The organism is Amycolatopsis sp. lyj-84, assembly GCF_046549075.1.
In the GTDB taxonomy this organism is placed as follows: Bacteria; Actinomycetota; Actinomycetes; order Mycobacteriales; family Pseudonocardiaceae; genus Amycolatopsis.
Window position 1 is genome coordinate 46,072 of sequence record NZ_JAJPWO010000011.1, and the last position, 23,665, is coordinate 69,736.

The 23,665-nt window shown below is 69.5% G+C and carries 23 protein-coding genes; 11 read left to right on the forward strand and 12 right to left on the reverse strand.

Annotated elements, in window-relative coordinates:
- Positions 1 to 57 precede the first annotated feature (57 nt).
- Positions 58 to 2,142, reverse strand: a complete 2,085-nt coding sequence (locus ACLJRM_RS29900; protein ID WP_410664955.1) for a BTAD domain-containing putative transcriptional regulator — start codon at positions 2,140 to 2,142, stop codon at positions 58 to 60.
- Between the two features lie 319 nt (positions 2,143 to 2,461).
- Here ACLJRM_RS29900 and ACLJRM_RS29905 point away from each other — a divergent pair, with 319 nt between their 5' ends.
- Together ACLJRM_RS29905 and ACLJRM_RS29910 are read left to right on the forward strand one after the other, a co-directional pair.
- A complete protein-coding gene (locus tag ACLJRM_RS29905) occupies positions 2,462 to 2,713 on the forward strand; it encodes a hypothetical protein (RefSeq protein WP_101613313.1) in 252 nt (83 codons plus the stop codon).
- Between the two features lie 83 nt (positions 2,714 to 2,796).
- Positions 2,797 to 3,432 (forward strand): helix-turn-helix transcriptional regulator, encoded by a 636-nt coding sequence (locus tag ACLJRM_RS29910; protein WP_101608961.1) that lies wholly within the window; start codon positions 2,797 to 2,799, stop codon positions 3,430 to 3,432.
- Positions 3,433 to 3,524: 92 nt separating this feature from the next.
- Here ACLJRM_RS29910 and ACLJRM_RS29915 read toward each other — a convergent pair whose 3' ends face one another.
- The 5 genes from ACLJRM_RS29915 to ACLJRM_RS29935 form a co-directional block, all read right to left on the reverse strand.
- Positions 3,525 to 4,124, reverse strand: a complete 600-nt coding sequence (locus ACLJRM_RS29915) for a helix-turn-helix transcriptional regulator (RefSeq protein WP_410664956.1) — start codon at positions 4,122 to 4,124, stop codon at positions 3,525 to 3,527.
- On the reverse strand, positions 4,121 to 6,712 hold the full coding sequence (locus tag ACLJRM_RS29920) for an AAA family ATPase (protein WP_410664957.1): 2,592 nt from the start codon (positions 6,710 to 6,712) through the stop codon (positions 4,121 to 4,123). Before ACLJRM_RS29920 ends, ACLJRM_RS29915 begins: the two co-directional genes overlap by 4 nt.
- Positions 6,713 to 6,896: 184 nt before the next feature.
- Positions 6,897 to 7,424: an EF-hand domain-containing protein gene (locus ACLJRM_RS29925; RefSeq protein ID WP_410664958.1), complete on the reverse strand. Its 528-nt coding sequence runs from the start codon at positions 7,422 to 7,424 to the stop codon at positions 6,897 to 6,899.
- 81 nt (positions 7,425 to 7,505) lie between these two features.
- Positions 7,506 to 8,543 (reverse strand): hypothetical protein, encoded by a 1,038-nt coding sequence (locus ACLJRM_RS29930; RefSeq protein WP_101608959.1) that lies wholly within the window; start codon positions 8,541 to 8,543, stop codon positions 7,506 to 7,508.
- A 78-nt stretch (positions 8,544 to 8,621) separates the two neighbouring features.
- Complete coding sequence (locus ACLJRM_RS29935; protein WP_233224216.1) at positions 8,622 to 8,978, reverse strand: helix-turn-helix transcriptional regulator; 357 nt, start codon at positions 8,976 to 8,978, stop codon at positions 8,622 to 8,624.
- Positions 8,979 to 9,105: 127 nt separating this feature from the next.
- Here ACLJRM_RS29935 and ACLJRM_RS29940 point away from each other — a divergent pair, with 127 nt between their 5' ends.
- Positions 9,106 to 10,395 (forward strand): MFS transporter, encoded by a 1,290-nt coding sequence (locus tag ACLJRM_RS29940; protein ID WP_410664959.1) that lies wholly within the window; start codon positions 9,106 to 9,108, stop codon positions 10,393 to 10,395.
- Here the strand turns inward: ACLJRM_RS29940 and ACLJRM_RS29945 are convergent.
- The 5 genes from ACLJRM_RS29945 to ACLJRM_RS29965 are packed head-to-tail and all read right to left on the reverse strand — an operon-like array spanning position 10,295 to position 17,430.
- The gene (locus ACLJRM_RS29945) at positions 10,295 to 10,849 is read right to left on the reverse strand and encodes an HPP family protein (RefSeq protein WP_410664960.1); all 555 of its coding nucleotides are present in this window, start codon (positions 10,847 to 10,849) and stop codon (positions 10,295 to 10,297) included. The two genes, ACLJRM_RS29940 and ACLJRM_RS29945, sit on opposite strands and share 101 nt — an antisense overlap.
- Positions 10,846 to 11,571 (reverse strand): respiratory nitrate reductase subunit gamma, encoded by a 726-nt coding sequence (narI, locus tag ACLJRM_RS29950; protein ID WP_101608955.1) that lies wholly within the window; start codon positions 11,569 to 11,571, stop codon positions 10,846 to 10,848. The genes ACLJRM_RS29945 and narI overlap by 4 nt, the downstream gene beginning before the upstream one ends.
- A complete protein-coding gene (gene narJ, locus ACLJRM_RS29955) occupies positions 11,568 to 12,179 on the reverse strand; it encodes a nitrate reductase molybdenum cofactor assembly chaperone (protein ID WP_410664961.1) in 612 nt (203 codons plus the stop codon). The genes narI and narJ overlap by 4 nt, the downstream gene beginning before the upstream one ends.
- Positions 12,176 to 13,741 carry a nitrate reductase subunit beta gene (narH, locus tag ACLJRM_RS29960; RefSeq protein WP_410664962.1) on the reverse strand — a complete coding sequence of 522 codons (1,566 nt, stop codon included), beginning with the start codon at positions 13,739 to 13,741 and terminating at the stop codon, positions 12,176 to 12,178. The genes narJ and narH overlap by 4 nt, the downstream gene beginning before the upstream one ends.
- Positions 13,741 to 17,430 carry a nitrate reductase subunit alpha gene (locus tag ACLJRM_RS29965; protein WP_410664963.1) on the reverse strand — a complete coding sequence of 1,230 codons (3,690 nt, stop codon included), beginning with the start codon at positions 17,428 to 17,430 and terminating at the stop codon, positions 13,741 to 13,743. Before ACLJRM_RS29965 ends, narH begins: the two co-directional genes overlap by 1 nt.
- A 424-nt stretch (positions 17,431 to 17,854) precedes the next feature.
- Between ACLJRM_RS29965 and ACLJRM_RS29970 the strand changes: the two genes are divergently transcribed.
- From ACLJRM_RS29970 to ACLJRM_RS30000, 7 genes are all read left to right on the forward strand, one after another.
- Positions 17,855 to 18,208, forward strand: coding sequence for an STAS domain-containing protein (locus ACLJRM_RS29970; protein WP_233224217.1), 354 nt, complete (start codon positions 17,855 to 17,857; stop codon positions 18,206 to 18,208).
- Positions 18,208 to 19,539: a PP2C family protein-serine/threonine phosphatase gene (locus ACLJRM_RS29975; RefSeq protein ID WP_101608950.1), complete on the forward strand. Its 1,332-nt coding sequence runs from the start codon at positions 18,208 to 18,210 to the stop codon at positions 19,537 to 19,539. Before ACLJRM_RS29970 ends, ACLJRM_RS29975 begins: the two co-directional genes overlap by 1 nt.
- On the forward strand, positions 19,536 to 19,955 hold the full coding sequence (locus tag ACLJRM_RS29980; RefSeq protein ID WP_410664964.1) for an ATP-binding protein: 420 nt from the start codon (positions 19,536 to 19,538) through the stop codon (positions 19,953 to 19,955). The genes ACLJRM_RS29975 and ACLJRM_RS29980 overlap by 4 nt, the downstream gene beginning before the upstream one ends.
- Complete coding sequence (locus ACLJRM_RS29985; RefSeq protein ID WP_101608948.1) at positions 19,952 to 20,158, forward strand: hypothetical protein; 207 nt, start codon at positions 19,952 to 19,954, stop codon at positions 20,156 to 20,158. Before ACLJRM_RS29980 ends, ACLJRM_RS29985 begins: the two co-directional genes overlap by 4 nt.
- An 84-nt stretch (positions 20,159 to 20,242) precedes the next feature.
- Positions 20,243 to 20,641: an ATP-binding protein gene (locus ACLJRM_RS29990; RefSeq protein WP_410664965.1), complete on the forward strand. Its 399-nt coding sequence runs from the start codon at positions 20,243 to 20,245 to the stop codon at positions 20,639 to 20,641.
- A gap of 95 nt (positions 20,642 to 20,736) precedes the next feature.
- Complete coding sequence (locus tag ACLJRM_RS29995; RefSeq protein ID WP_101608946.1) at positions 20,737 to 20,913, forward strand: CsbD family protein; 177 nt, start codon at positions 20,737 to 20,739, stop codon at positions 20,911 to 20,913.
- A 711-nt stretch (positions 20,914 to 21,624) separates the two neighbouring features.
- Complete coding sequence (locus tag ACLJRM_RS30000) at positions 21,625 to 22,284, forward strand: pentapeptide repeat-containing protein (protein WP_410664966.1); 660 nt, start codon at positions 21,625 to 21,627, stop codon at positions 22,282 to 22,284.
- A gap of 6 nt (positions 22,285 to 22,290) precedes the next feature.
- Here ACLJRM_RS30000 and ACLJRM_RS30005 read toward each other — a convergent pair whose 3' ends face one another.
- Positions 22,291 to 22,626 carry a cupin domain-containing protein gene (locus ACLJRM_RS30005; protein WP_101608944.1) on the reverse strand — a complete coding sequence of 112 codons (336 nt, stop codon included), beginning with the start codon at positions 22,624 to 22,626 and terminating at the stop codon, positions 22,291 to 22,293.
- Positions 22,627 to 22,697: 71 nt separating this feature from the next.
- Here ACLJRM_RS30005 and ACLJRM_RS30010 point away from each other — a divergent pair, with 71 nt between their 5' ends.
- On the forward strand, positions 22,698 to 23,642 hold the full coding sequence (locus tag ACLJRM_RS30010; RefSeq protein ID WP_101608943.1) for a GlxA family transcriptional regulator: 945 nt from the start codon (positions 22,698 to 22,700) through the stop codon (positions 23,640 to 23,642).
- Positions 23,643 to 23,665: the final 23 nt, after the last annotated feature.

Genomic DNA, 23,665 nt, shown 5'->3' on the forward strand with positions numbered 1-23,665 from the left:
TGGTCCCCGCAGTTTAGGACGTACGCGCGGCGGTTCGGTTGCGCACCCGGGTGTGGGTCAGACGACGCCGCGCTGGGGCGGGACACCGGGGCGGGCGAGGGCGTGCAGCGGCGCGCACCAGGGCTGCGCGGCCCCCGTCGTGCGCGCGGTGGGCCAGGACGTCTCCGTGCCCGTTTCGGGCAGCAAAAGCGCGGCGAGTTCGCCTGCCAGGCCCTGGTGCTGCTCCTCGGTGAGGTTCCGCTGGTGCGAAAGCAGGTGGAGCAGTTCGACCGCGTGCCCAGTGGACAGCAGGCCTACGTTGTCGAGCAGCCATTGCGGGATCCACCGCGCCGTCAGCTCGTCGCCCACCTGGAGCAGCTGCTCGGCGACGCGGTCCGCGGGCGCGCCGGAGCCCACCATGGTCGCGGCGATCTCCTGGTGCAGCACGGCGCGGATGGCGGGCGGGGTGTTCGCGGCGAACACCGAACGCACCAGGGGGACGCGGAACCGCAGGCGGTCCCCTTCGGTTTCCAGCACACGCGCGGCGAGCGCCTCCTCGACCGCTTCGATCAGCGCCCGCAGCTCGCGGCCGGTGACGCCGGTCAGGTCGGCGACCGTGAACGACGAGCCGAGCAGCGCGGCCGAAGTCAGCGTTCGCTTGCACGCCACGGAAAGCGTGGCGAGATGCTCTTCCACCACGGCGGTGATCCGGCTGTGCGGTGCGGCGGTGAGGTCGCGGCCGTCGGCGAATTCGGTGAACAGCTCGCACAGGTAACCGGCGTTGCCCGCGGTGTACTCGGCGGCGAACCCGAGGAAGTCCTCACCGGGATCCCTGGCCAGGGTCTCCTCGGCGAGCGCGGCGACGGCCGGGCCGTCGAACGGCGGCAGCGAGACGATCTCGCCGTCGAGCCGCGAGCGGAGGACGTCGAGCGTGCGGCGCCGGGGGAGGGGTCGCACGGAGCCGATCAGCAGCAGTGGCAGGTGCGCGGTGAGCCGGTGCAGGCGCTGCCAGGCGAGCAGGCTGTCCTCGTCGGCCCAGTGCAGATCCTCGAAGACGAGTACCCGCGGCCCGTCCTCGCACAGTTCGGTGACCGTCTTGGTGAGATTGTCGAGCGCCTCCCCGCCGAGGCAGTCGGCGATGAGGCTCAGCGGGATTGCGCTGGTCAGTTCGTCGGCTTCGACCCAGCGCGTCCGGTTTCCCGCCGCGGCGAGGGCCTCCGCAAGGAGCGCGCTCTTGCCGCTGCCCGCCTCGCCGTCCAGCCACACCGTCCCGCCGCGGCCTTCGTCCAGCAACGCGGACAGGTGACGGCGCAACCGGCCCAGTTCGAACTCGCGGCCGACGAAGGCGGACGGCCGTTCGGGCAGCGCCCGCGTCGGCCGGTGGCGTTCCGGCTGGTCCTGGTGGTGCAGCGACGGGTCGCCGTCCAGGACCCGCTGTCGCAGCGCCAGCAGCTCCGGACCGGGTTCGAGACCGGACTGCTCGATGATCGTCTCGCGGGCGCTGTCGAACGCGGCCAGTGCTTCGGCCTGCCTGCCGGACCGGAACAACGCGGTAACCAGCATGCGGTGCAGGCCTTCGTGCAACGGATGGCGCTCGACCAGCACGGCCAGCTCGCCCACGAGCTCGCGATAGCCGCCCAGGTGCAACGCGACCTCGGCCTGGCGTTCGAGCGCGCCCATGCGCAGTTCGTTCAGCCGGGCGCGCTGGGTTTCGGCGAAGGGACCGGGGATCCCGGTCAGCGCGGAGCCCCGCCACTGAGCGAGCGCGGAGCGCAGCGACTCCAGCTCCCGGTGGTGCTCGCCCGCGAGCCGGTAGGTGCGGGCCCGTTCCAATTCGGCTTCGAAGACGTGGACGTCGACCTGCTGTCTCGGCAGGTCGAGGCTGTAACCGGCGCGGGTGGCGACGAGCGGCTCGCCCACGGGCTCCAGCGCGCGGCGCAGTGCGGAGACGTAGGTGTAGACGATGCCGGTGGCGCTGTCCGGGGGCCGCTCACCCCACACGGCGTCGATGATGTCCTTGCGGGAGACGAACTGGCCGGCGTGCAGGGCGAGCGCGGCGAACACCGCTTGCCGCTGAGCGGGACCCAGGGCGATCTCGCCGGAGCCGTGCCGGGCGGGGGCGCCGCCCAGTAGCCGCACCGTCAGCGAGGGAACCTCGTCCATGACCTGCCGCCTGTGCGTCCGACTTCCGGAAAGAGCATCGCGCCCGGGGAAAATCCTAGTAGGGCCGTTGTGGGTTTCGCAATCAATCGGACACTCAGCGTGTGGGTTTCGTCCGCTGGTCATGAGACATTCTCGCGTTTTGCCAGGGCGGTCCGGTTCAGGGGGTTCACCACCGTGAACGGGTCCGAGGTCGGTGCCCGTTCATGTGGTTTTCAGGATGTGGACAGCCGAGGGGCGACTGGGCAAAGCCGGACGTTCTCGGGGGCAGACTGTCGTCCGGCCCTGGTCCCTGGCATGCGTGGCTGTGCATGCTGTGTCGGTGAGCCAGGATCAGGAGCGATTCGCCGGAGATGTCCTGCTCAGCCTCGCCCACGACGGCAGGCTGATGCTCGACGCCGACGAAGCCGAAGCGCGCGTCGCCGAGCTCCGGCGGACGCTGGCCTACGGGTACGCCCTGCTCGCCGACCCGGACTACACCGGACCCGAGGACAGGCTCCGCGAGATCCTCGACGAACTTCCCAAGTACGTGGAAGCGTTTCAGCTGGCCACGAAGTTCTTCACGCCTCGTTGAGAACTCGTGGAGAGTTCGTGAAGAGCTCCTTCGCAGACTGTGTCCCATCCGACTGGGGCCGCGGATCAAGCGGAGGGGACAGAGTGGACACGGAAACCCGACAGATCACCGTGGCGGTGCACGCGCCCGATCCGATCACCACGGCGGGCCTGGCCAGTCAGCTGGGCACGCAGCAGGGGATCGACATCCGGGACTGGGAGCAGCGCGCCGACACCGACGTACTGGTGTTCGCCGCCGAATGGCTCACCCCCGAGATCGTGCTGTGGCTGCGACGGCTCGCCTCCGAGGACGGCAAGCCGGTGGTGCTCGTGGTGAGCCAGATCAGCGAGGCGGAACTGGTCCCCGCGATCGAATGCCGGGTGGTGGCGGTCCTGCCGCGTTCGGCGACGACCGGTGAGCGGCTCGCGCACGCCGTCCGCGCGGCGGCGTCCGGCGGCGGGGTGCTCCCGCCGAGCCTGCTCGGCGAACTGCTCAAGCACGTCGAACGGCTGCAACGCGAGGTGCTCGACCCGATGGGCGTCAACACCGCCGGGCTCACCACGCGGGAGATCGACGTCCTGCGCCTGATGGCCGACGGCAAGGACACCGTCGAGATCGCGGGCGAGCTCTGCTACTCGGAGCGCAGCGTGAAGCACATCATCCAGGGCATCACCGGACGGCTGAAGCTGAAGAACCGGCCACACGCCGTCGCTTACGCGGTGCGGGCCGGGGTCATCTAGAACGGGCTGAAGGGGCCCATGGCCGCATGTAACGCGGTGAAGGGCGCTTTCGTCGCGTCGGATGCGGGGAAAGTCCCCTTCAGCTCACGTCCTCAGATCAGCCCGGCCCGGATGGCGGCGGCCACCGCCTCCGCCCGGTTCCGCAGCGCCAGCCGGTGCTGGGCCTGGTGCAGGATGTTCTTGATGGTCCGCTGCGAGTAGCCCATCGCCGCGCCGATCTCGCCGGTGTCCTTGCCGTCGGCGATCATCCGCAGCACACGGATCTCGCGTTCGTGGAACCGCGAAGTTTCGTCGGGGCCGCCCACCATGGCGTCATACCCGGCGGCCAGCCTCGCGGCGGTGGTCGTGACCGCCGTCCGCGCGGCCAGGACCTCCGCGATCAGCAGTTCCGTCCCAGCCGCCTGATGCGGCAGCGCGCGGCGCACCCCGGCGGCCGCGGCCGAGCGATAGCCCTCGGGCGGCAGCGGCCCGGTGATCAGGACGCCGGGCAGGCCGCCCTGTTCGGACACCGCGCGCCGGAGAACCGGGAGGTCGTGGTCGACCGGATCCTCGGCGGCCACCAGCACGTCCGCGCCCCGGGTACCGGCCGGGACGACTTCGAGCGCCTCGGCCTGCGACAGCATGCCGACCAGCCCCGCCAGGGTCAGCGGGTCGGCCGTGTGGACGGCCACCCGGAGGTCCGGCCCGCTCACGAGGCGTATCGGCCGTTCAGCAGCGCCGTGGCCAGTTCGATCCGGGAACGGTAGCCGGTCCGGCTGAAGAGCAGGCTCAACCGTCCCTCGACGCTTTTCTGGCTCGTCTGCAGCGCCGTCGCCAGTTGTTCGTTCGTCAGCCCTTCGCCCGCCAGCAGTGCCAGCAGGTGCTCGTTCTCGGCGACCGTCTCCTGGCCGCCGGGAATCTCGATCCCGTTCTCCCGCATCAGGTTCCGCAGCCGCGCGCGGTACAGCAGCGCGTCCAGCGACCCGAGCACCTCGTACACCTCGGTGAGCACCTTCGGATCCGTCGCGCCGTGCCGGACCAGCCGTTCGGCCGCGACGGCCAGTTCGAGCGGTTGCGCGCGTTCGCGGGCCAGCCAGAGACATTCGCCGGCGGGCTCGCGGCCGAGGCAGGCCCGGACCAGATGGCGGTGCAGCAGCACCCGCCCGGTCGGCATCGCGGAAGCGAGGTCCTCCAGCGCGTCGAGTGCCTTCTTCGTCCCCGCGCGGTCGTTGTTGCGCAATGCCAGTTCGGCGAGATCGGCCCAGGCGATGTCCGTTCCGACGGCGAGTCCGCAGGTGGCCGCGTGCAGACGTTTGGCGGCGCGGTCGGTTTCGCCCAGCGCGATGTCGACCCGCGCTTCGGCGATGTCGAGCAGATGCGCCAGCATCGGCGCGGTGGCGCGGGCGGCGGTCAGCAGTTCTCGTGCCGCGCTGAACCGTCCCTGCGACAGCAGGACCGACACGGTCGACAGGTGCATCGCGGCCGAGCCGGTGTCATAGCCGCGCCGCGAGCGGTCGGCCACGCTGCGGTGGGCGAAGTCGACCGCGCGGGCGGAATCGCCGTGCATGGCCGCGAGCAGTGAACGTTCGCTGTCGCGCAGGCCGGTTTCCGGGAAGACCTCGTCGGCGAGCAGCTTTTCCGCCCGCGCCCGTTCGCCCAGCACCAGCAGCGCGGTGACGTACGACGTGATCTGGTCGTTCCGCGGCCGCCTCGCCGTCCTCAACGGCCACCGCTCGCGCTCGGTCAGGTTCGCGCCGAACCGTGCGGAGCGGCCTGCCCAGAGTTCGGCCAGACCGCCGAAAAGTTCGCCCAGCATCGCGGAAACCGTCGACTCGGTGCGCCATGAATCGTTCTCCGCCAGCAGTTCGGCGGCTTCGGCCCACCGGTCCAGCAGGCTCAGCGCGATCGCGCTCGACGCCACCGACCATTCCGGCGGGTTCGTGGCGATCCTCGCCAGCTCGGCCGTGTTGCCGGAGTTGTGCAGCGCGCAGACGGCGATCGACTGCGCTTCCTGTGCGGCGTCGGCGGAAAGCCGGTCGGGGAATTCCTCCAGCAACCGCCGCGTGCCCGCGAGACTCTGGTCGTGATCGCCGTTGAGGTGGCACCACATGGTGTGGAGAAGGGTCACCCTCGCGCGTTGTGGCCGGTCCTCGGTCAGTTCGACGGCGGCGCGCAGCCACCGCGCGCCGCGGGTGGTCTGGTCGTCGGGCAGGAAGGCCGCGTTGTCGAGCAGTTCCGCGAGCGCGCGCCGCGGATCGATCAGCTTGCCCGCTTCGGCGATCCGGTCGGCGAGATAGTACGGGTCGGACGTGTGCGCGGTCCCGTTCCACAACGCGGTGACGGCGGCCGCGGAGAACCGGCGCCGCTCGAAGGGGCCGAGTTCGGCGATCAGCGCGTAGGCCACCACCGGCACGGTGAACCGCCATCCGCGGCCGCGGTGCAGCACCCCGTCGGCGCGCAGGACTTCGAGGATCGCCAGGGTTTCCGCGGGATCCTGTGCCAGCACCCCGCTGATCAGCGACGGCATCGCCTCGCCGAGCGGATGCAGGACGGCGGCGGCCTTCGCGACCGCGAGCCGCTCGGGATCCAGCGGCACGGACCGCAACGGCACCGCGGTCCCGGGGACGAGATACGCGCGCCGGTCGACGATCCGGATCGCGCCTTGCGCGCGCAGCAGGTCCAAGGCCTGGCGCAGCGCGGCGGGGACACCCCGGCTGAGTTCGTGCAGGCGATCCCGCAGCGAAGCGCTCGGAACGGCGCCCAGCGCCTCGACGACCGGCCGCGTGATCTCCTCCGCCTTCAACGGCAGCAGCCGCACGGGATGCACCAGGCCGTCGGCCCGCAGCCGCCGCACGAGGGCGAGTCCTTCGGCCACCTCACGGACCGGGGTGCGAGTAGCGCAGATCAACCGCGCGGAAGTACCGTCCAGCCGCCGGATCAATGCCTCCAGGACGGCCAGCGAGTCGCGGCCCATCCACTGGGTGTCGTCGAGCATCAGCACGTGCCCGCCACCGCCGAGGATCGGCACGGCCACCGCCCGCGCCGCACGCCCGGCCACCGCGGGGTCGTCGGCCGCGCCCGTCGCCGGGGCGGGCCAGGGAAAGCCGCCGGGAGCCAGGTCACCCGTCTGTGTGAAGCGTGCGCTCGAAACCCCTTGCCCTGACTCGGAAAGCCGCTCGCGCAACCGGGCGAGCAGCGTGGTCCGGCCGGCGCCCGCCGGTCCGGTCACCCATACGCAGGGGGCGCCCGTGCCGGTGACACGCTCCAGGATCTGCTCGGTCACCTCGTCCACATCCGCCATCCTGAGCCGACCCGGCGGCCGTGACGTGGGCGTCCGGCGGGTTCTGGCCCGTATGGACGGCGGATCCGCCCGAAAGCCGCGACCGGATGCGCGCCGCTTCCTCGAAGCTAACGTGGTCCGGCCCCGGCGCGGCGTCTTTCGGACCGCACGGCCGGAGGCACTGACCGAAAGGGCAGCGCGGAGGTCAGGCCGCGAGCGGGCCGAAGACGAGCGTGCCCGGCGCCCTGGCGTCGTCGCCCGCCCAGAACTCCAGCCACAGCGCGGCGAACTCGTTCCGGGACAGCATCCCGTCGCCGTCGGAGTCCAGCAGCGGGAACGTGGCGTCGGTGTCGGTCGGGCGGCCGTTCCAGACCTCGATCAGCCGGCGGTACTCCGCCGCGGAGATCAGGCCGTCACGGTTCTCGTCGATCGCTTCGAACATCGCGTCGGCGGTCGCGATCACGGCCTCGGGCGTGTCCGGCAGCTTGTCCACCACCAGCAGGACTTCGTCGAGGGAGACCTTGTCGTCGCGATCGAGATCCGAGGCCGCGAGCAACGTCGTCCACCAGCTCAGCATGATGCCGGTCAGGCGCGGCCCGTCACCGGGGCCGCGCTGTCGCGCCCAGCGGTCGGCCAGGGCCTGGAAGTCCCGCTTCTGAAGGAAACCGTCGCCGTCGACGTCCATCGCGGCGAAGACACCGGAGATCTTGCGCCGTTGCAAGTCGCTTGCCATGCGTCCGAACGATAGAACCGACTCCGGAGGGACACATCGGCCATTCAGGGCCCCGGCGAACCACGATCGGGGGACGGGCGCTCACTCGGATTGCGGCGGCTGCGCGGAAGGGGGAAGGCCCTTGATGATCTTCGCGACGAGGACTTCGAGTTCGGACCGGATCTGGTCGGTGGTGGAACCGGCGGCGATGCCCCGGGTGACCCGCAGCAGGTCCGTCACCGTTTCCGTCTTGTGGTCGAAGATCTCGGCGGTCGCCCGCGCCTTGGCGGCGAGTTCCTGCGCCGCGACGAGTTCGTCACCGGAGCCTTTGATCAGCGCTTCGACGGTGCTGACCAGACGTTCCAGGATGCGGTACACCGCCCGGGCCGAGAACCCGCCGAGGAGCGCGAGCAGCGGACGGGTCAGGAGCACGCTGACGCTCGTGGAGGCGGGAGCGTTCGCGGTGGTCGCCACGGGCTCCACGATGAGGAACGCCAGCGCCGTCCCGGCGAGGCCGCCGAGGATGATCAGGTTGGTGTACCTGCCTTCCAGGCCTCGTTCGAAGGAGCCGCGGGAGAGCTGACGGCTCAGGGCGAACATGACGTAGAAGATCCCGCCGATGACCGAGGCGAGCGCGGTGACGAGGATGTCCAGCCAGAGCGGGGCCCCGGAACTCGTCCGCCAGATCTGGAGGACCACGAAGGTGGTGAACAGCGCCATCGCGAGGAAGGCGAGGGAGCGCGCGTATCTGGTGGCACCGAAGTAACGGCGGACTCCGTGGGCTTCTTCGTCGGCGAGCAGCTCGATCGTGTTCGGGTTCGCCGGTGCCACGGCGGCGACGAGTTGTTTGTGGGCTTCGGTCAGTTTGCTGAGTGGTAGCGGGGTGTAGAGCGTGTCGTCGAACTGGGGATCGGCTTCTCTCCGTGCCACGTCCACGATGTCGACCGCGTCGGCGGGGAGGGACAAGCCGCTCTTCGTGCCGTAGCGGATCATCGCGAGGCACTGGTCGAGGACGGTCAGGCGGGGGTTGTAGGCGTCGACACGGTCCCGCTTGCCCCGTGGTTTCCACTCGGCGGATCCACCCCAGCGCCGTTCATGCGCGTTCGGCTCCTCGAATTCGGAACTGTCGTTGAGGGACATGGCGCGCCTCGCATCCGGAGAATGACCTGCCTGGCAGTCGTCGATTCCCTGTCGCGCGTTGCGTGCCTGCCCGGATCGTTATTCGGTGAGCGCGTCGAGGATCTTGCCCAGTGCGGATTGCGCCACCGCCGAGGTGTACGGGCCGACGGCGACCAGTGAGGCGATGAGCGCCGAGGCCTCGCCCGGGGTCAGCGAGACCGGCGGCAGCACGGACCGCGCGTCGATGCCGTAGCCGCCGCGTGGCCCTCGGTGGATGGCGATGGGAACACCCGCTTCGCGCAGGCGCGTGATGTCGCGTTCCACGGTCCGCAGGCTCACCCCGGTCGACTCCGCGAGACTCATGCCCGTCACCCGGCGCGGCGCCCGCACCCGCAGCAGTTCGATGATCGCGTGCTGCCGTTCGATCAGGGGCGCCGCCTGGTGTAACTGGGTCATCCCTGCGATTCCTGCGGAACCGACCAGCCGCTGACGCATTTCCGCTCTCCTCGAGTTCGAATAGCCGACCCGGCGCTGACGTGTATTGGATCTTAGGCTCGTTTTTCCTTCTCGTGATCGGATCTCGATGACTACACCTTTCGCTTTCCCCGGCGACTTCCGGCGCCTGTGGATCGGTCAGACGATCAGCGCGTTCGGAGACAAGGTCTCACGGGTGACGTTGCCGACGGTCGCGCTGCTCGGGCTCGGCGGGACCGCCTGGGACGTCGGACTGCTGGCCGCGTTGCGGTTCGTGCCGTTCGTGCTGATCGGTTCGGTGGCCGGTGTGTGGGTCGACCGGTTCCCGCGCCGCGGGACGATGATCTGGGCCGACGCCGGCAGGCTGGTGGCGATGGGGTCGATCCCGGCCGCGTATCTGTTCGGCGTGCTCACTCTCGGCCAGTTGTTCGTGGTCGCGGGGGTGGTCGGAGTGCTGACGGTCTTCTTCGAAGTCGCCGCGCAGTCGTATCTGCCGGTGCTGGCCGGACCGGACGGGATCGTGGCGGGCAACGAACGGTTGCAGACCTCCCGCGCGGTCGCCGAGGTCGGTGGCGCGGCCGCCGCGGGCGGGCTGATGCAGGTCCTCGGGACCGCGCTCGCGATCCTGGCCGACGCCTTGTCCTTCCTCGCTTCGCTGGTGTCATTGTTGCTGATGCGTCACCGCGAGCAGCCAGCCGTCAAGCAGCAGAAGCCGCGATCGGCGCTGGCGGAGGCCAAGGAAGGGCTGGCGGTGTTGCTGTCCGACTCTCGGCTGCGCAACCTCATGTTCGCGAGCACGACGGTGAACCTCGGCGTGGCGACGGCGACCGCTCTCGTGCTGGTTTTCGCCTACGACGACGGGAAGCTGAGTCCTGGCGCCGTCGGCCTCGCGTTCGCGATCGGCACGGTGGGCCTCATCCTGGGCGCGGTCTCCTCCGGCGCGATCGCCCGCAGGCTTACTCTCGGCCGGACGCTGGCGACCTCGATCCTGATGACCGGCCTGGGTTTCCTGCTGCTGCCCGCAGGCGGGCAGGGGGCCGCGCTCGCCATGTTGATCGTGAGTCAGTTCCTCATCGGTTTCGCCGACTCGGTGTTCAACATCCACGTGCTCAGCCTGGTCCAGCGCATCACGCCGCCGGAAATGATGGGCAGGGTCAACGGGACCGCGCTCTCGGTGGTCTTCGGCACCGGGACGCTCGGCGGCCTGGCCGCTGGCTTCGTCGGCACGGTCTTCGGCACCGTGCCCGGGTTGGTGCTGTCAGCCGGGATCATCTGCTGCGGCGCGGTGTTCGTCCTCGTCAACCCCTTGCGGACGATTCTGTCGGGAGCGGACGAGGAGGTTCTTCAGCGGTCCGGGGCGAGCGCCACCAGGGATAAGGAATCCCGAACAGCTTGTTGACCAGCACGGCGAGCAGCGCGATGAGGGCGACGCCCACCAGGACCGCGACGATCTGCGGAGCGGTGTGCAGGAGACCGAGCGCGATGATCAGGGTGGTCGCCCCGGCGGGTGGATGGGGAATCTCCAGCGCGGCCATCGCGGCGCAGGTGAGGCCCAGCGCGATCGCCGCCGCCCCGATCCTGGCCCAGGAAGGATGGGTCAGGTCCGGGGCGGCGGTCAGCAGCCCGGTGACGGCGAGGCCGGTGAGTCCCGCGAGGACACCGGCCAGGTGACCGAGCACCGTGTTGCGCGGGCTCGCGCCCGGCGCCCGCGGACTCGCGAACACCAGGAACGCGGTGGGCCCGAGCGAAGGGAACAGCAGGGGAGCGCCCGAAAGGATCGCGCAGAGGCCGATGAACACGATGCAGCCGAAGGAACTCAGCGCGACGTAGGCGGTGCGGCGGATCCTGGTCATTCCCAGCCACGGCGCGGGTTCCGGGTACCGACACTGCCGGGGGCGCGGCGCCGGTAGACCACGTACGGGCGGAGCAGGTACCGCACCGGGGCGCTGAAAGCGTGCACCAGGCGGGAAAACGGCCACAGCGCGAACAACAGCATGCCCAGCGCGGTGTGCAGCCGGTAGTCCAGCGGCGCCGACGCCATCAGCTCCGGCTGGGGATCGAGGAGCAGGATGCCGCGGAACCAGGGCGCGACGGTCTCCCGGTAGTCGTATCCGCCGCGGACACCGTTGTCGACCAGCGTGGTCGCCAGTCCGGCGAGCATCACCAGCACGAGCACCACGTACATGTACTTGTCGCTGACCGAGGTGGCGCCGCGGACCGCGGGCACCCGGATCCGCCGCCACAGCAGGAGACCGAGCCCGCCGATCGCGACCAGCCCGGCGATGCTGCCCATCCCGAGCGAGATCAGGTGGTAACCGTGCTCGTCGAGTCCGGCGAACTCGGTGACACCCTTCGGCACGAGCAGGCCGAGCACGTGCCCGCCGATGACCATCAGCAGTCCGATGTGGAACACCGGGCTGGCCACCCGCAGGAGCCGGGATTCGTGGAGCTGGCTCGACCGGCTCGTCCAGCCGAACTTGTCGTGGCGGTATCGCCAGATCGTGCCGAACACCAGCAGCGCGATCGCCGCGTAGGGCGCGGCGCCCCACAACAGCAGGTCGAATCCGGAACTCATCGGCCACCTCCGGCGCCGGTGGGGAACGGGTCGAGGCCGACCAGTTCGGTGGGCGGCTCGGCGGGCAGCGGCGCGGGGACGGCGGGCAGGGTGGCCAGCACCGCGGCGACGGCGTCGCGATACGGGGTGTCCATAGTGGACAGGTTGCGGTGCAGGAGTTCCAGTGCGGGATGGAAGCGGGCGAGCACCTGCCCGGCCGCGTCCGGTTCCGCGGCGGCGGCGAACTCCAGGATCACGGGCAGGAAGTCCGGCAGTTCGTTCTCGGCGGGGGCGAACCCTTGGGTGCGGTAGAACCGGCGTACCGCGGCCAGCGTCTCCCCGCGGCGGCGGGTGTCGCCGTCGAGGAACCAGCTCAGATGCAGGGTCCGGCGGGGTTTCCTGTCGAAGACCTCGATGTAGTGCGAGGCCAGCTCGCCGGGTTCACCTTGTCCGAGATACGCCACCGTGCGGGAGAGTTCGTCGTGGCCGGGGCCGGTGGTCTCGTCGAGGCAGGCGCGCAGCAGGCCGAGCTTGCCGAGGACGGCTTCGTCGGGATACTGCAGGCACCATCCGGCGATCTGGCGCAGTGCCGCGTGATCCCGGGAAGCCTTGGGACGGAGGAGTTTCACCGGTTTCGCCCCCGCAGGGTCGGGAACAACGCGTCCGGGCGGGCGCCGTCGTCCCAGCTGACCAGGTCCACTGTGGACTCGCCGCCGCCCATGCCGGGACCGCCGTCGACGTCGAGGCTGCACCGGGTGGCGATGCCCTCCAGATCGTGGGCCTGCCCGACACCCGCGGTGGGGATGACATAGCGTTCGTCGTACTTGGCCAGCGCGAGCAGCCGGTGCATGCCGAAGATCTGCTCCCCGGTGAGCCCGACGGAGGCGGGGATGTCCTCGTCCGTCTCCTGCCCCAGGTTCACCGCCCGCATGTAGGAGCGCATCGCCGCCAGCCGCCGGAGGGACCGCCGGACCGGCTCGGTGTCGCCGGCGGTGAACAGTTCGGCCAGGTACTCGATCGGGATGCGCAGGGCGTCGATGGCGCCGAACAGGTTGTCGCGGTGCTCACCGTCGTGACCGCTGCCGCTGACGGCGTCGACCACCGGCGACAGGGGCGGGATGTACCAGACCATCGGCATCGTGCGGTATTCCGGATGCAGCGGCAGCGCCAGCCGGTAGTCGTGGATCAGCTGGTACACCGGGGAACGCCGCGCCGCGGTGAGCCAGTCGTGCGGGACACCGGCCGCCTCGGCCGCCCGGATCACGGCGGGGTCGTGCGGATCGAGCAGCAGGTCGAGCTGCGCGGGGTAGAGGTCGTGCTCGTCGGCGACGGACGCGGCCTCGGTGACCTTGTCGGCGTCGTAGAGCAGGACACCGATGTAGCGCAGCCGCCCGACGCAGGTTTCCGCGCACACCGTCGGCTGCCCGGCTTCCACCCGCGGATAGCAGAAGGTGCACTTTTCGGCCTTGCCGGTCTTGTGGTTGAAGTAGACCTTCTTGTACGGACAGCCGGTGACGCACATCCGCCAGCCGCGGCACTGGTCCTGGTCGACCAGCACGATCCCGTCCTCCTCGCGTTTGTACATCGCGCCGGACGGGCAACTGGCCACACAGGACGGGTTGAGGCAGTGCTCGCAGATCCGCGGCAGGTAGAACATGAAGCTCTGCTCGAACTCGAACTTGATCTGGATGCCGAGTTCGTCGCGGAGCTTCTCGGCGATCGGGTCCTTGACGCCGTGCTCGGTGGAGCCGCCGAGATCGTCGTCCCAGTTCGGTCCCCAGGTGGGCTGGAGGGGTTCGCCGGTGATGGCCGACCGCGGCGCGGCGGTGGGCACGTCGTCACCGAGCGGCGCCTCGATCAGGGTGGCGTAGTCGTAGGTCCACGGCTCGTAGTAGTCGGAGATCTCCGGCAGATCCGGGTTGGCGAACAACTTCGCGAGCTTGCTCAGCCGTCCGCCCGCTCGCAGCCGGAGCCTGCCCTTCGCCGTCCGCTCCCAGCCGCCCTTCCAGCGCTCCTGATCCTCGTAGCGACGCGGATATCCCTGCCCCGGGCGGGTTTCCACGTTGTTGAACCAGGCGTACTCGGTGCCCGCCCGGTTGGTCCAGGCCTGCTTGCAGGTCACCGAACAGGTGTGGCAGCCGATGCACTTGTCGAGGTTCATCACCATGGCCAGCTGTGCCATGACCCGCATCAGTAACGCACCTCCTGGGAACGGCGGCGGATCACGGTGACCTCGTCGCGCTGGTTGCCGGTGGGGCCCAGGTAGTTGAAACCGAAGGAGAGCTGGGCGTAGCCGCCGATGAGATGGGTGGGTTTGAGCAGCAGCCGGGTCAGCGAGTTGTGCGTGCCGCCGCGTTTGCCGGTGGCCTCGCTGCGCGGCACGTTCACCGCCCGATCCTGGGCGTGGTAAAGGAAAACGGTGCCCGCGGGCATCCGGTGGGAGACGATCGCGCGGGCCACCACGACGCCGTTGCGGTTGACCGCCTCGATCCAGTCGTTGTCCTTCGCGCCGATGGCCTCGGCGTCGGCCGGGCTCATCCAGATCCCCTGCCCGCCGCGGGACAGGGTGAGCATGTGCAGGTTGTCCTGGTACGTCGAGTGGATCGACCATTTGCTGTGCGGGGTCAGATAGCGCACGGTGACCTCCGCGGCGTCCCCCGTCCCGCCGGAGAGATGCTGCGAGCCCAGCGGCGGCCGGTAGACCGGGAGCGCCTCGCCGAGTTCGTGCATCCAGTCGTGGTCGAGGAAGAAATGCTGACGGCCGGTGAGGGTATGCCAGGGTTTCCCGTGTTCGACGTTGATCACGAACGCCGAGTAGCGCCGTCCGCCGCTCTCGCTGCCGGACCATTCCGGACTGGTGATCACCGCCGCCGGACGGGACCGGGTGTCGGCGAAGGTGATCTTCTTGCCTTCGTGCTCGGCGGAAAGATGCGCCAGCTCGGTGCCGACCCGTTTCTCGAGATCGCGGAAACCCTGGGTGGCCAGCCGCCCGTTGGTGGTGCCCGACAGGGCGAGCACGGCGTCCGCGGCCTTGATGTCGGTGTCTATCAGTGCTTGGCCCTGAGCGGCCCCGGTCATCGCGACACCGTTCTTCGCGCGCAGCCAGTCCACCTCCTCGCCGACGTCGTAGGTGAGGCCCTTGCTGGTGGCGCCCAGTTTCTCCAGCAGTGGGCCGAGCGTGGCCAGTTTCGCCGCCACCGCCGGATAGTCGCGTTCGACGACGGTCAGCCGCGGCATGGTGACGCCCGGGATCGGCTCGACGTCGCCGTCACGCCAGTCACGCACGACTCCGCCCGGCTGCGCCGTTTCGCTCGGGGTGTCGTGCGTCATCGGGGTGGCGACGAGGTCCTTGCGCACGCCGAGATGCCGTTCGGCGAGTTCGCTGAACCGCTTCGCGATCGTGTGGAAAGCCTCGAAGTCGGTGCGGGTCTGCCACGGCGGATCGACGGCGGCGTTGAACGAATGCACGAAGGGATGCATGTCCGTCGACGAGAGATCGTGCTTTTCGTACCAGGTCGCCGCCGGCAGCACGAGATCTGCGAACAACGTGGTGCTGGTCATCCGGTAATCGATTGCCAGCATGAGATCCAACTTGCCGACCGGGGCGGTTTCGTGCCATTTCACGGATTTCGGCCGCGCGTCCGGCGGCGCCTCCTCGCCGCGCAGGTTCGCGTCGGTGCCGAGCAGGTGGCGCAGGAAGTACTCGTGGCCCTTGGCGGAGGAACCGAGCAGGTTGGACCGCCACACCGTGAGCACCCGGGGCCAGTTCTCCGGATCGTCCGGATCCTCGGCCGCGAACCCCAGCGTGCCTTCGCGGAGCTTGTCGGTGACGTGGCGGACCGGGTCGAGCCCGGCTTCCTCGGCCTCGTCGACCAGGTCGAGCGGGTTGCGGTCGAAGGTGGGGAACGACGGCATCCAGCCCAGCCGCGCCGACTGCGCGAGCGTGTCCGCGGCACTGGTCCCGGCGAGTTTCCCGGTCGCCAGCGGGGAAGTCAGCTCGTCGTTGCGCAGCGCGTCGTAGCGCCATTGGCCGGTGTGCAGGTACCAATAGGCCGTCCCGATCATCTGCCGGGCGGGCCGCATCCAGTCCATCGCGCCCGCGAGGGTCTGGTGTCCGGTCAGCGGCCGCACCTTCTCCTGGCCGACGTAATGCGCCCAGCCGCCGCCGTTGCGGCCCTGGCAGCCGGTCATCGTCAGCAGCGCCAGGAAGGACCGGTAGATGGTGTCGGAGTGGAACCAGTGGTTGGTGCCCGCGCCCATCAGGATCATGCAGCGGCCGCGGGACGCCTCGGCGGTCTCGGCGAACTCCCTGGCGATCCGGGCGACCCGCTCGGCCGGGACCGAGGTGATCTCCTGCTGCCACGCCGGGGTGCACGGTTCAGCCGGATCGTCGTAGCCGGACGGCCACCGGCCGGGGAGATCGCCGCGCCGCACGCCGTACTGCGCCATCAGCAGGTCGAACACCGTGGTGACCAGCTGTCCGCCGTGCTCCACGGCCGGTACTCCGCGCCGCAGGACGCCGTCGGTGTCGAACCGCGGGAGCAGCACCTCGACGCCCTCGTGACCGGGATCGGTGAGCAGGCTCAGGCGCGGCACGACGTCTCCGAGGTCGAGGTTCCAGCTGCCCTGGTCGTGTTCGTTCCAGCGGAAGCCGACCGAGCCGTTGGGCACGACCGGTTCCCCGGTGCGGTCGTCGACCAGCACGGTCTTCCACCGCGGCTCGGCCGTCTCGGCTCCGAGATCCGCGGCGGTGAGGAACTTCGACGGTACGTACGCGCCGTCCCGTTCGGTCAGCGTGACCAGGAAGGGAAGGTCGGTGAAGCGGCTGACGTAGTCGGTGAAGTACGGAACCCGCCGTTCGGCGAAGAACTCGGTGAGGATGACGTGCCCCATGGCCATCGCCAGTGCGGCGTCGGTGCCGGGGTGCGGGGCCAGCCACTCGTCGGCGAACTTGGTGTTGTCGGCGTAGTCGGGGGAGACCACGACGACCTTCTGGCCGCGATAACGGGCCTCGGCCATCCAATGGGCGTCCGGTGTCCTGGTCACCGGGACGTTCGAGCCCCACATCATCAGGTACGCGGCGTCCCACCAGTCCGCGGACTCCGGCACGTCGGTCTGATCGCCGAACACCTGCGGCGAGGCCACCGGCAGATCGGCGTACCAGTCGTAGAAGGAGAGCATCGGGGCACCGATCAGTGCCATGAACCGCGACCCGATCGCGTGCGAGACCATGGACATCGCCGGAATCGGCGAAAAGCCGGCGACCCGGTCCGGCCCGTAGCGCGAAATGGCGTGCACATGCGCGGCGGCCGCGATTTCCGCCGCTTCGTCCCAGCCGACCCGGACCAGTCCGCCCTTTCCCCTGGCACGCTGATAGGACAGTCGTTTCATCGGGTCGTCCATCACCGAAGCCCAAGCGACGACCGGGTCTCCGTGCTGTTTCAGCGCCTCCCGGTACATTTCCACCAGCACGCCTCGCGCGTACGGAAAACGTACCCGGGTCGGGGAATAGGAATACCACGAAAAGGAGGCGCCGCGAGGGCAGCCGCGCGGTTCGTACTCCGGTTTGTCGGGGCCGACGGAGGGATAATCCGGATCCTGGCTCTCCCACGTGATGATCCCGTCGGACACGTACACGTTCCAGCGGCAGGAACCCGTGCAGTTCACGCCGTGCGTGGACGGGACCACCTTGTCGTGGCTCCAGCGGTCACGGTAGAAAGCATCGGCTTCCCGGCCGCCGGTCAGGTGTACGGAGTGCAGATCCGCGGAACTCTCCGCGCGGGTCAGATAACGGCCCAGGCGGAGCAGGGCGGTGGTCGCCGCACCTTCGTCGTGGTGGTTTTCGGAGCCGTTTCCGTTGACTTTTCGTGGCGAGCGCACGCTCGCGACCTCCCGACTAAAGTCGTGAATGAGGCAGACAGCGCGAACAGGACGTGCCGAGTCTGTCCGGGGAACGAGTGCGATGCTAGCGGTATCGGCCGTCCATTGTCTTTCCGCGAAGGTGATCATGGGTGTTGATCACTCGAAAAGACCAGCAAGTAAATGTGCAGGTAATGGCGAGGTAAGTGTCCCGAGAAATTCGATTATTCCGTTCGGTCGGGCGATCGAAATGAGTTCCTGTGCGAATTCACGGAATGGGGTGCCGGTGTGGCGCACGGATTCGGGGCCGGGCGAACCGGAAAACGTGGAAGAAGTATCACCGGGCGCCGGACAGGGCCGAAGGTATGTATAACGACCTATACCGGCACGCTTCGGCCGACCCGTCCGGATGGCGGCCCGCCGCGTCCCCCGGCAAAATGAACCGGTGACGGAATCGGGGAGGGCCGGGAGCGGCGGTGTCGCGCTCGAGGGCACTGACGAAACGGCCGTGCTGGAGGTGTCCGGCGCGCTCGACCTCGCCCTCGCGCCCCGGCTGCGGCTGATGGTCGAACGGGCCTTCCGGCTGCGGCCCGCGGTCATGGTCGTGGATCTGACGGCGGTGGAGTTCCTGGCGTCGGCGGGGATGGCGGAGCTGGTCCGGGCGGACCGGCTGTGCGCGGGTGTCACCCAGGTCCGGGTCGTGGCGGGCAACCGGGTCGTGCTGCGGCCGCTGGAGCTGACCTGTTTGACCGACGAGCTGGCGGTCTATCCGACGAGGACAGCGGCGCTGGAGGCCTGATGGAGCCCGGTACCGACGTGGTCGCGGAGGTCGTCCGCCGGATCGCCGCCGGTGACCGAGAGGCCGTTTCCCCGCTCGTGGAACTCGTCGACCGCCTGCGTGCCGAGGCCGCGCTGCTCGACGGGCTGCACTCGGTCGGCAGGCGGCTGACTTCGCAGCTCGACATCGACCGGATCGTGCAGGACGCGACGGACTCCGCCACGAAGGCGACCGGGGCGGCCTTCGGCGCGTTCTTCTACAACCTCGTCGACCAGTTCGGCGAGTCCTACACCCTGTACACGCTGTCCGGGGTCCCCCGCGAGGCCTTCTCCCGGTTCCCGATGCCCCGCAACACCGAGATCTTCGCGCCCACCTTCGACGGCGTCCGCACGGTCCGCAGCGACGACATCACCGGGGATCCCTGCTTCGGCAAGAACCCGCCCTATCGCGGCATGCCGGAAGGGCACCTCCCGGTCCGCAGCTATCTCGCGGTGCCGGTGCTGAGCCCGACCAGCGGGAAGGTCCTCGGCGGGTTCTTCTTCGGCCACGCCGAACCCGGCCGCTTCACCGAACGGCACGAGTACCTCGCCGAAGGCATCGCGGGTTATTCCGCGATCGCGCTGGACAACGCCCGGCTGTACGAGCGGGAGCGCACCCTCGTCGCCGAACTGTCCCGCAGCATGCTGCCGGAGGTGCCCAGGATCCCCGGCCTGCGGATCATCACCCGCTACCTGCCCGCCGCCACCGGGATCAACGTCGGCGGCGACTGGTTCGACGTCATCCGGCTGCCGTCCGGGCGCACGGCGTTCGTGATCGGCGACGTCGTCGGGCACGGGGTGCCTGCGGCGACCGTGATGGGCCAGACCCGGACGGCCATCCGCGCCTACGCCCTGCTGGAACTGCGGCCGTCGGAACTGCTGCTCCGGGTCTCCCAGCTGACGGAGCCCGGGTTCGTCACCTGTTTCTACGCGGTCCACGACCCTGAGGACCACTCGCTGACCTACGCCAACGCCGGGCATCTGCCCGCCGTGCTGAGACATCCGGACGGCCGGATCGACCAGGTCGGCGAGGCGCTCGCACCGCCGCTGGGTGTCGGCTCCGCCTTCGCCGAGGAGCGGACCGATTTCCCGCCGGGCGCGGATCTGCTGCTGTACACCGACGGCCTGGTGGAGAGCCCCGCGAGGGACATCACGCTGGGCATCGAACGGCTGCTCGGCGCGTTCGCCGCGTACGGCGACCGGCTCGGCGACGCGGCCGCCTGGGACGACCTCATCGAGGAGATCACCCACAATCGCCACGACGACGACATCGCCGTGATCCACGTCCAGCACACGACAGGCGGCGAAGAATGAAGCACGTACCTGCCCCGGTCCCGTGGGAGTTCCGCGATCGGGTGCCCGCCGAACCGGGACGGCTCGTCGGGCTCCGTAAGCAGCTCACGGGATGGCTCGCCGGCCTCGGCGTCGACGGGGAACGGCAGGAGGACATCGTCCTGGCGAGCAACGAAGCACTGGCCAACTCCGCCGAACACGCCTACCGGGGCGGCGCGGACGGCGTCATCGACATCCACGCCACCGCCGTCAGTGACGAGATCAGGATCGTCGTCACCGACTACGGGGCCTGGAAGCCCGCGGACCCGGCCGACACGATCCGCGGCCGCGGCCTGCTGCTGATCGACCGCCTGGCCGACCACGCCGAGTGCGAATACCGGGGCGACGGCACCACGGTGACCATGACCTGGACGAGCCTCCCCGAAGGAGCGAGATGACCACCGAAATCGAGCGGGCGGCGCACGCCTACTGCCCCGTGTGCACCCCGGATCCCGGCCGCGGCGACCAGGTCACCGCGCTCTGCGGGGCCACCCACCCCTTCTGGGGCCGTCGTGAGCGGCCGGTGAACAACTGCCCGTCGTGCGAAGCCCTGGCCGCGGGCACGGTCTACCCGTGTGGTCACACGGGTGGCGAGCGATGACGCGATGATCGTTAAAGTTCGCGGCATTCGGGGTACTAGGTCCTCGCGAGTCCCCCACGGGTAGCAAAGAACTTGGAGGTCCCCGTGTCCACCGATCAGGCATCCTCCGCCGGCGCCAAGGTCGAAGTACTGACCCTGGACGTGAGCGGCGACCTGAGCGAGCTGGCCAGGGTGCGGGCTTGGGCGCGCGCGGAACTGCGTGACGTCACCGAAGAGGACCTCACGGACACGATCCTGGTGCTGGACGAACTGGTGTCCAACGCGGTGCGGCACGGGAATCCACCGCGTCAGGTGCGCCTGCTGCGACTGCCTGGCCGCCTGCGCATCGAGGTCGACGACTCGGGCAAGGCGCCCGCCACCCCGCGTCCGCCTTCGGACACCGGGGGCCGCGGCCTCGCCCTCATCGACGCCTGCGCCACCCTGTGGGGCCAGGAGCACCGCGAAGACGGCAAGACCGTGTGGGCCGAGCTGACCCGGTCCTGACGAAGTCAAACGTGTCCGGCGCCACGCGAACCGGTCGTTTCGAGCCCGGTCCGACGGGTATCCGGAAGCAGCGGACGACAACGAATGGAGGCCCGATGAACGACAAGGCCGAAAACAAGGTCGACGAACTCAAGGGCAAGGCTAAGGAAGCCGTTGGGAACGCGACGGACAACGAGCAGTGGCAGGCCGAAGGCAAGGCCGAGCAGGGCAAGGCCAACGTCAAGCAGGCCGGCGAGAAGCTCAAGGACGCCGTGAAGGGCGTCAAGGACTGACTTCGCGACTGAAAAGGGGTCTGCCTTCGGGTGGGCCCCTTTTTCGTGCGCGGGGCTGCCTCGGTCGGGTGGGTCGTGAGTGGCGATTCGGGTTCTAGTGGACCCATATTTGTCTACCCACGGGATCCTGACGTCGTCTCGGTGGGGCTTGTAGAGCTTGTTCTGGATGGTGATGTGGGTGAGTGGGGAAGATCTGGGACGTTGAACGTCTCAAATCTTCCCCACTCGGCTGCCGTCCGCGGGGTGGTGGGGTGGCACGGTCTTGATCAACGGAGGATCGGGGACGTTGAGTGTCCCCGATCCTCCGTTGATCAAGCTCCGAGACCGGAACCCCCGCCTCGACGATGAAGGAATCGGGACACTCAACGTCCCGATTCCTTCATCGTCGACACCTGGCACGCGCGTGAGCCGCCACCCCGTAGTGGTCAGGTGGTCGTTGTGAACCGAGTGTGGAGGATTTAGGACGTTGAGCGTCCCGAATCCTCCACACTCGAACCCTGCCGCGGCGAGATTCCGGTGTCATCGAGCCCCGAGACCAGAGCGACCCCCTCGACTACCGCACCTCACCTTCGCCCTGGTCACGCGTAGGTAGGCAGATACCGGTCCGCTCTAACCCGAATCGCCACTCACGACCCACCCGACCCACCCGGTCACCGCAGCTCCCACACTCGCCGGGCAACCCCGCCCAGGCCCTGCGGTACGGTCCGGCTCATGGAGTTCCGGGATTTCGACGGTGTCAGGGTCCGGCGGCCGTCGGTCGAGCGGGACGAGCTCGCGAGCGAGCGGGCAGTGTTCGACGGCGACTTCGATTTCGACACCGTCCACCTCGACGGCGGTGAGCAGGACGGGGTCCGCGGGGCCGGGGAGATCGCGCACTCCCTCGTCTCGGAGGTGAACCTGGCGAACGCCCGGCTCGGCAGGCTGACGCTGTCCGACGTGATCCTCGAAGGCGTCGACCTGTCCAACGCCGCGATCCGCGAACTGACCGCGCGCCGCGTCGAGATCCTTCGCAGCCGGGCGATCGGGCTGGGTGTGTCGATCACGTCCGCCACCGATCTGTACGTCGAGAACGCGCAGTTCGACTACGCCTCGGTGGTGGTCGAGCGGGTGAAGGGCGCCGCCGTGTTCTCCGGATGTTCTTTCCGGGAAACGGTGTTCTCCGGCGACCTGTCCCGATTGACCTTTGTGGACTGTCAGTTCACCGACACGGAATTCGCCGCGACCGGCGCGGCGGGCTGCGATCTCCGCGGCTCGCGCTTGTCCGGCGTGCGGGGGCTGCTCACCCTGAGCGGAGCGAAGATCACCAGTGAACAAGCCGTCTCGATCGCGGGGATCCTCGCGGCCGAGAGCGGCTTGTCGGTCATCGGCTGACGCGGTTCACCCCTCGGGATAGAAGACGAAGAGCGTGCATCCCGTCGCCGACGCGGGCACGTGCCACGAACCGGCCGGAGCGTGCAGGAAGGTTCCCGCCGGATAGTCGCGCGCGCCGTCGTTGAACGTGCCGGAGACGACGTAGACCTCCTCGGGTCCCGGTTCGTGGACGTCGCGACGCGGCCACGAGGTGCCGGGGTCCATTTCCAGCACGTTGGCCTGCGCCCCGTTCGCGCCTGTCCACAAAGGACGAATACGGATTCCGGGGAAGAGCTCGCGGACGGGGGATTCCTTGACGGAGACGGAAGTGTAGCCCTCTTGGGCGAGGATTTCGGGGTGCATGAACCCCAGGTTCCGCGATCGGCGGGCCGTCGGACAGTGTCCGATAAGACACCATGGGGTACTTTTCTGCCATGCATCGCGTGAGGGCACTGGTGCGGCCGGTGCAGTCGACGTTCGAACTCGGTATCGCCGCCGAGGTCTTCGGCACGGAACGGGCCGGGGTGCCGCGGTACTACGAATTCGACGTCTGCACGGAGAAGCCCGGCCCGGTGCCGACCACCGCCGGGTACGCGATGTCCGTGACACGCGGCCTTTCCGCGCTGGCGGAGGCGGACACCGTGCTCATCCCGGGCTGGACTCCGGTGGAGGCACCGTTGCCGGACGCCGTGCGCCGGGCGCTTCTTCGCGCGCATGCCAGGGGCGCGCGGCTCGTCACGATCTGTTCCGGCGTTTTCGCGCTGGCCCGCACCGGGTTGCTGGACGGCAGGGCGGCGACCACGCACTGGGCGCGCGCCGCCCGGCTGCAGGAGGAGTTCCCCGAGGTGCGCGTGGAACCGGACGTGCTCTACGTGGACCACGGCGACGTCGCCACGAGCGCCGGGGCGGGCGCGGGGATCGACCTCTGCCTGCACCTCGTCCGGCGAGACCACGGGGCCGCGCACGCCGCGCTCGTCGCACGGCACATGGTGATGCCGCCGCATCGGGACGGCGGTCAGGCGCAGTTCGTCCCGTCCCCGCCGCCCGACGACGAGCTGGACGGCCTCCTCGAGTGGGCGGGCGCGCGTCTCGGGACATCGTTGTCGGTGGGCGAGCTGGCCGCGCACGTCAATGTCTCGCCCCGCACCCTGGCCCGCCGGTTCGCCGATCGGCTCGGCACCACGCCGGGCGCCTGGCTGCTGGCGCGCAGGGTGACCGAGGCGCGCACCCTGCTGGAGGAGACCGGACTTCCGGTGGAGGCGATCGCGGCCCGCGTCGGCCTGACGTCGGCCGTCAACCTCCGCCGCCGTTTCCGCGACCAGGTCGGTACGACACCGGGCGCGTACCGGCGCGCGTTCCGGGGCCCGGTTTCGCCTTGAGCGGAACAGCGCGCACGGGCCCC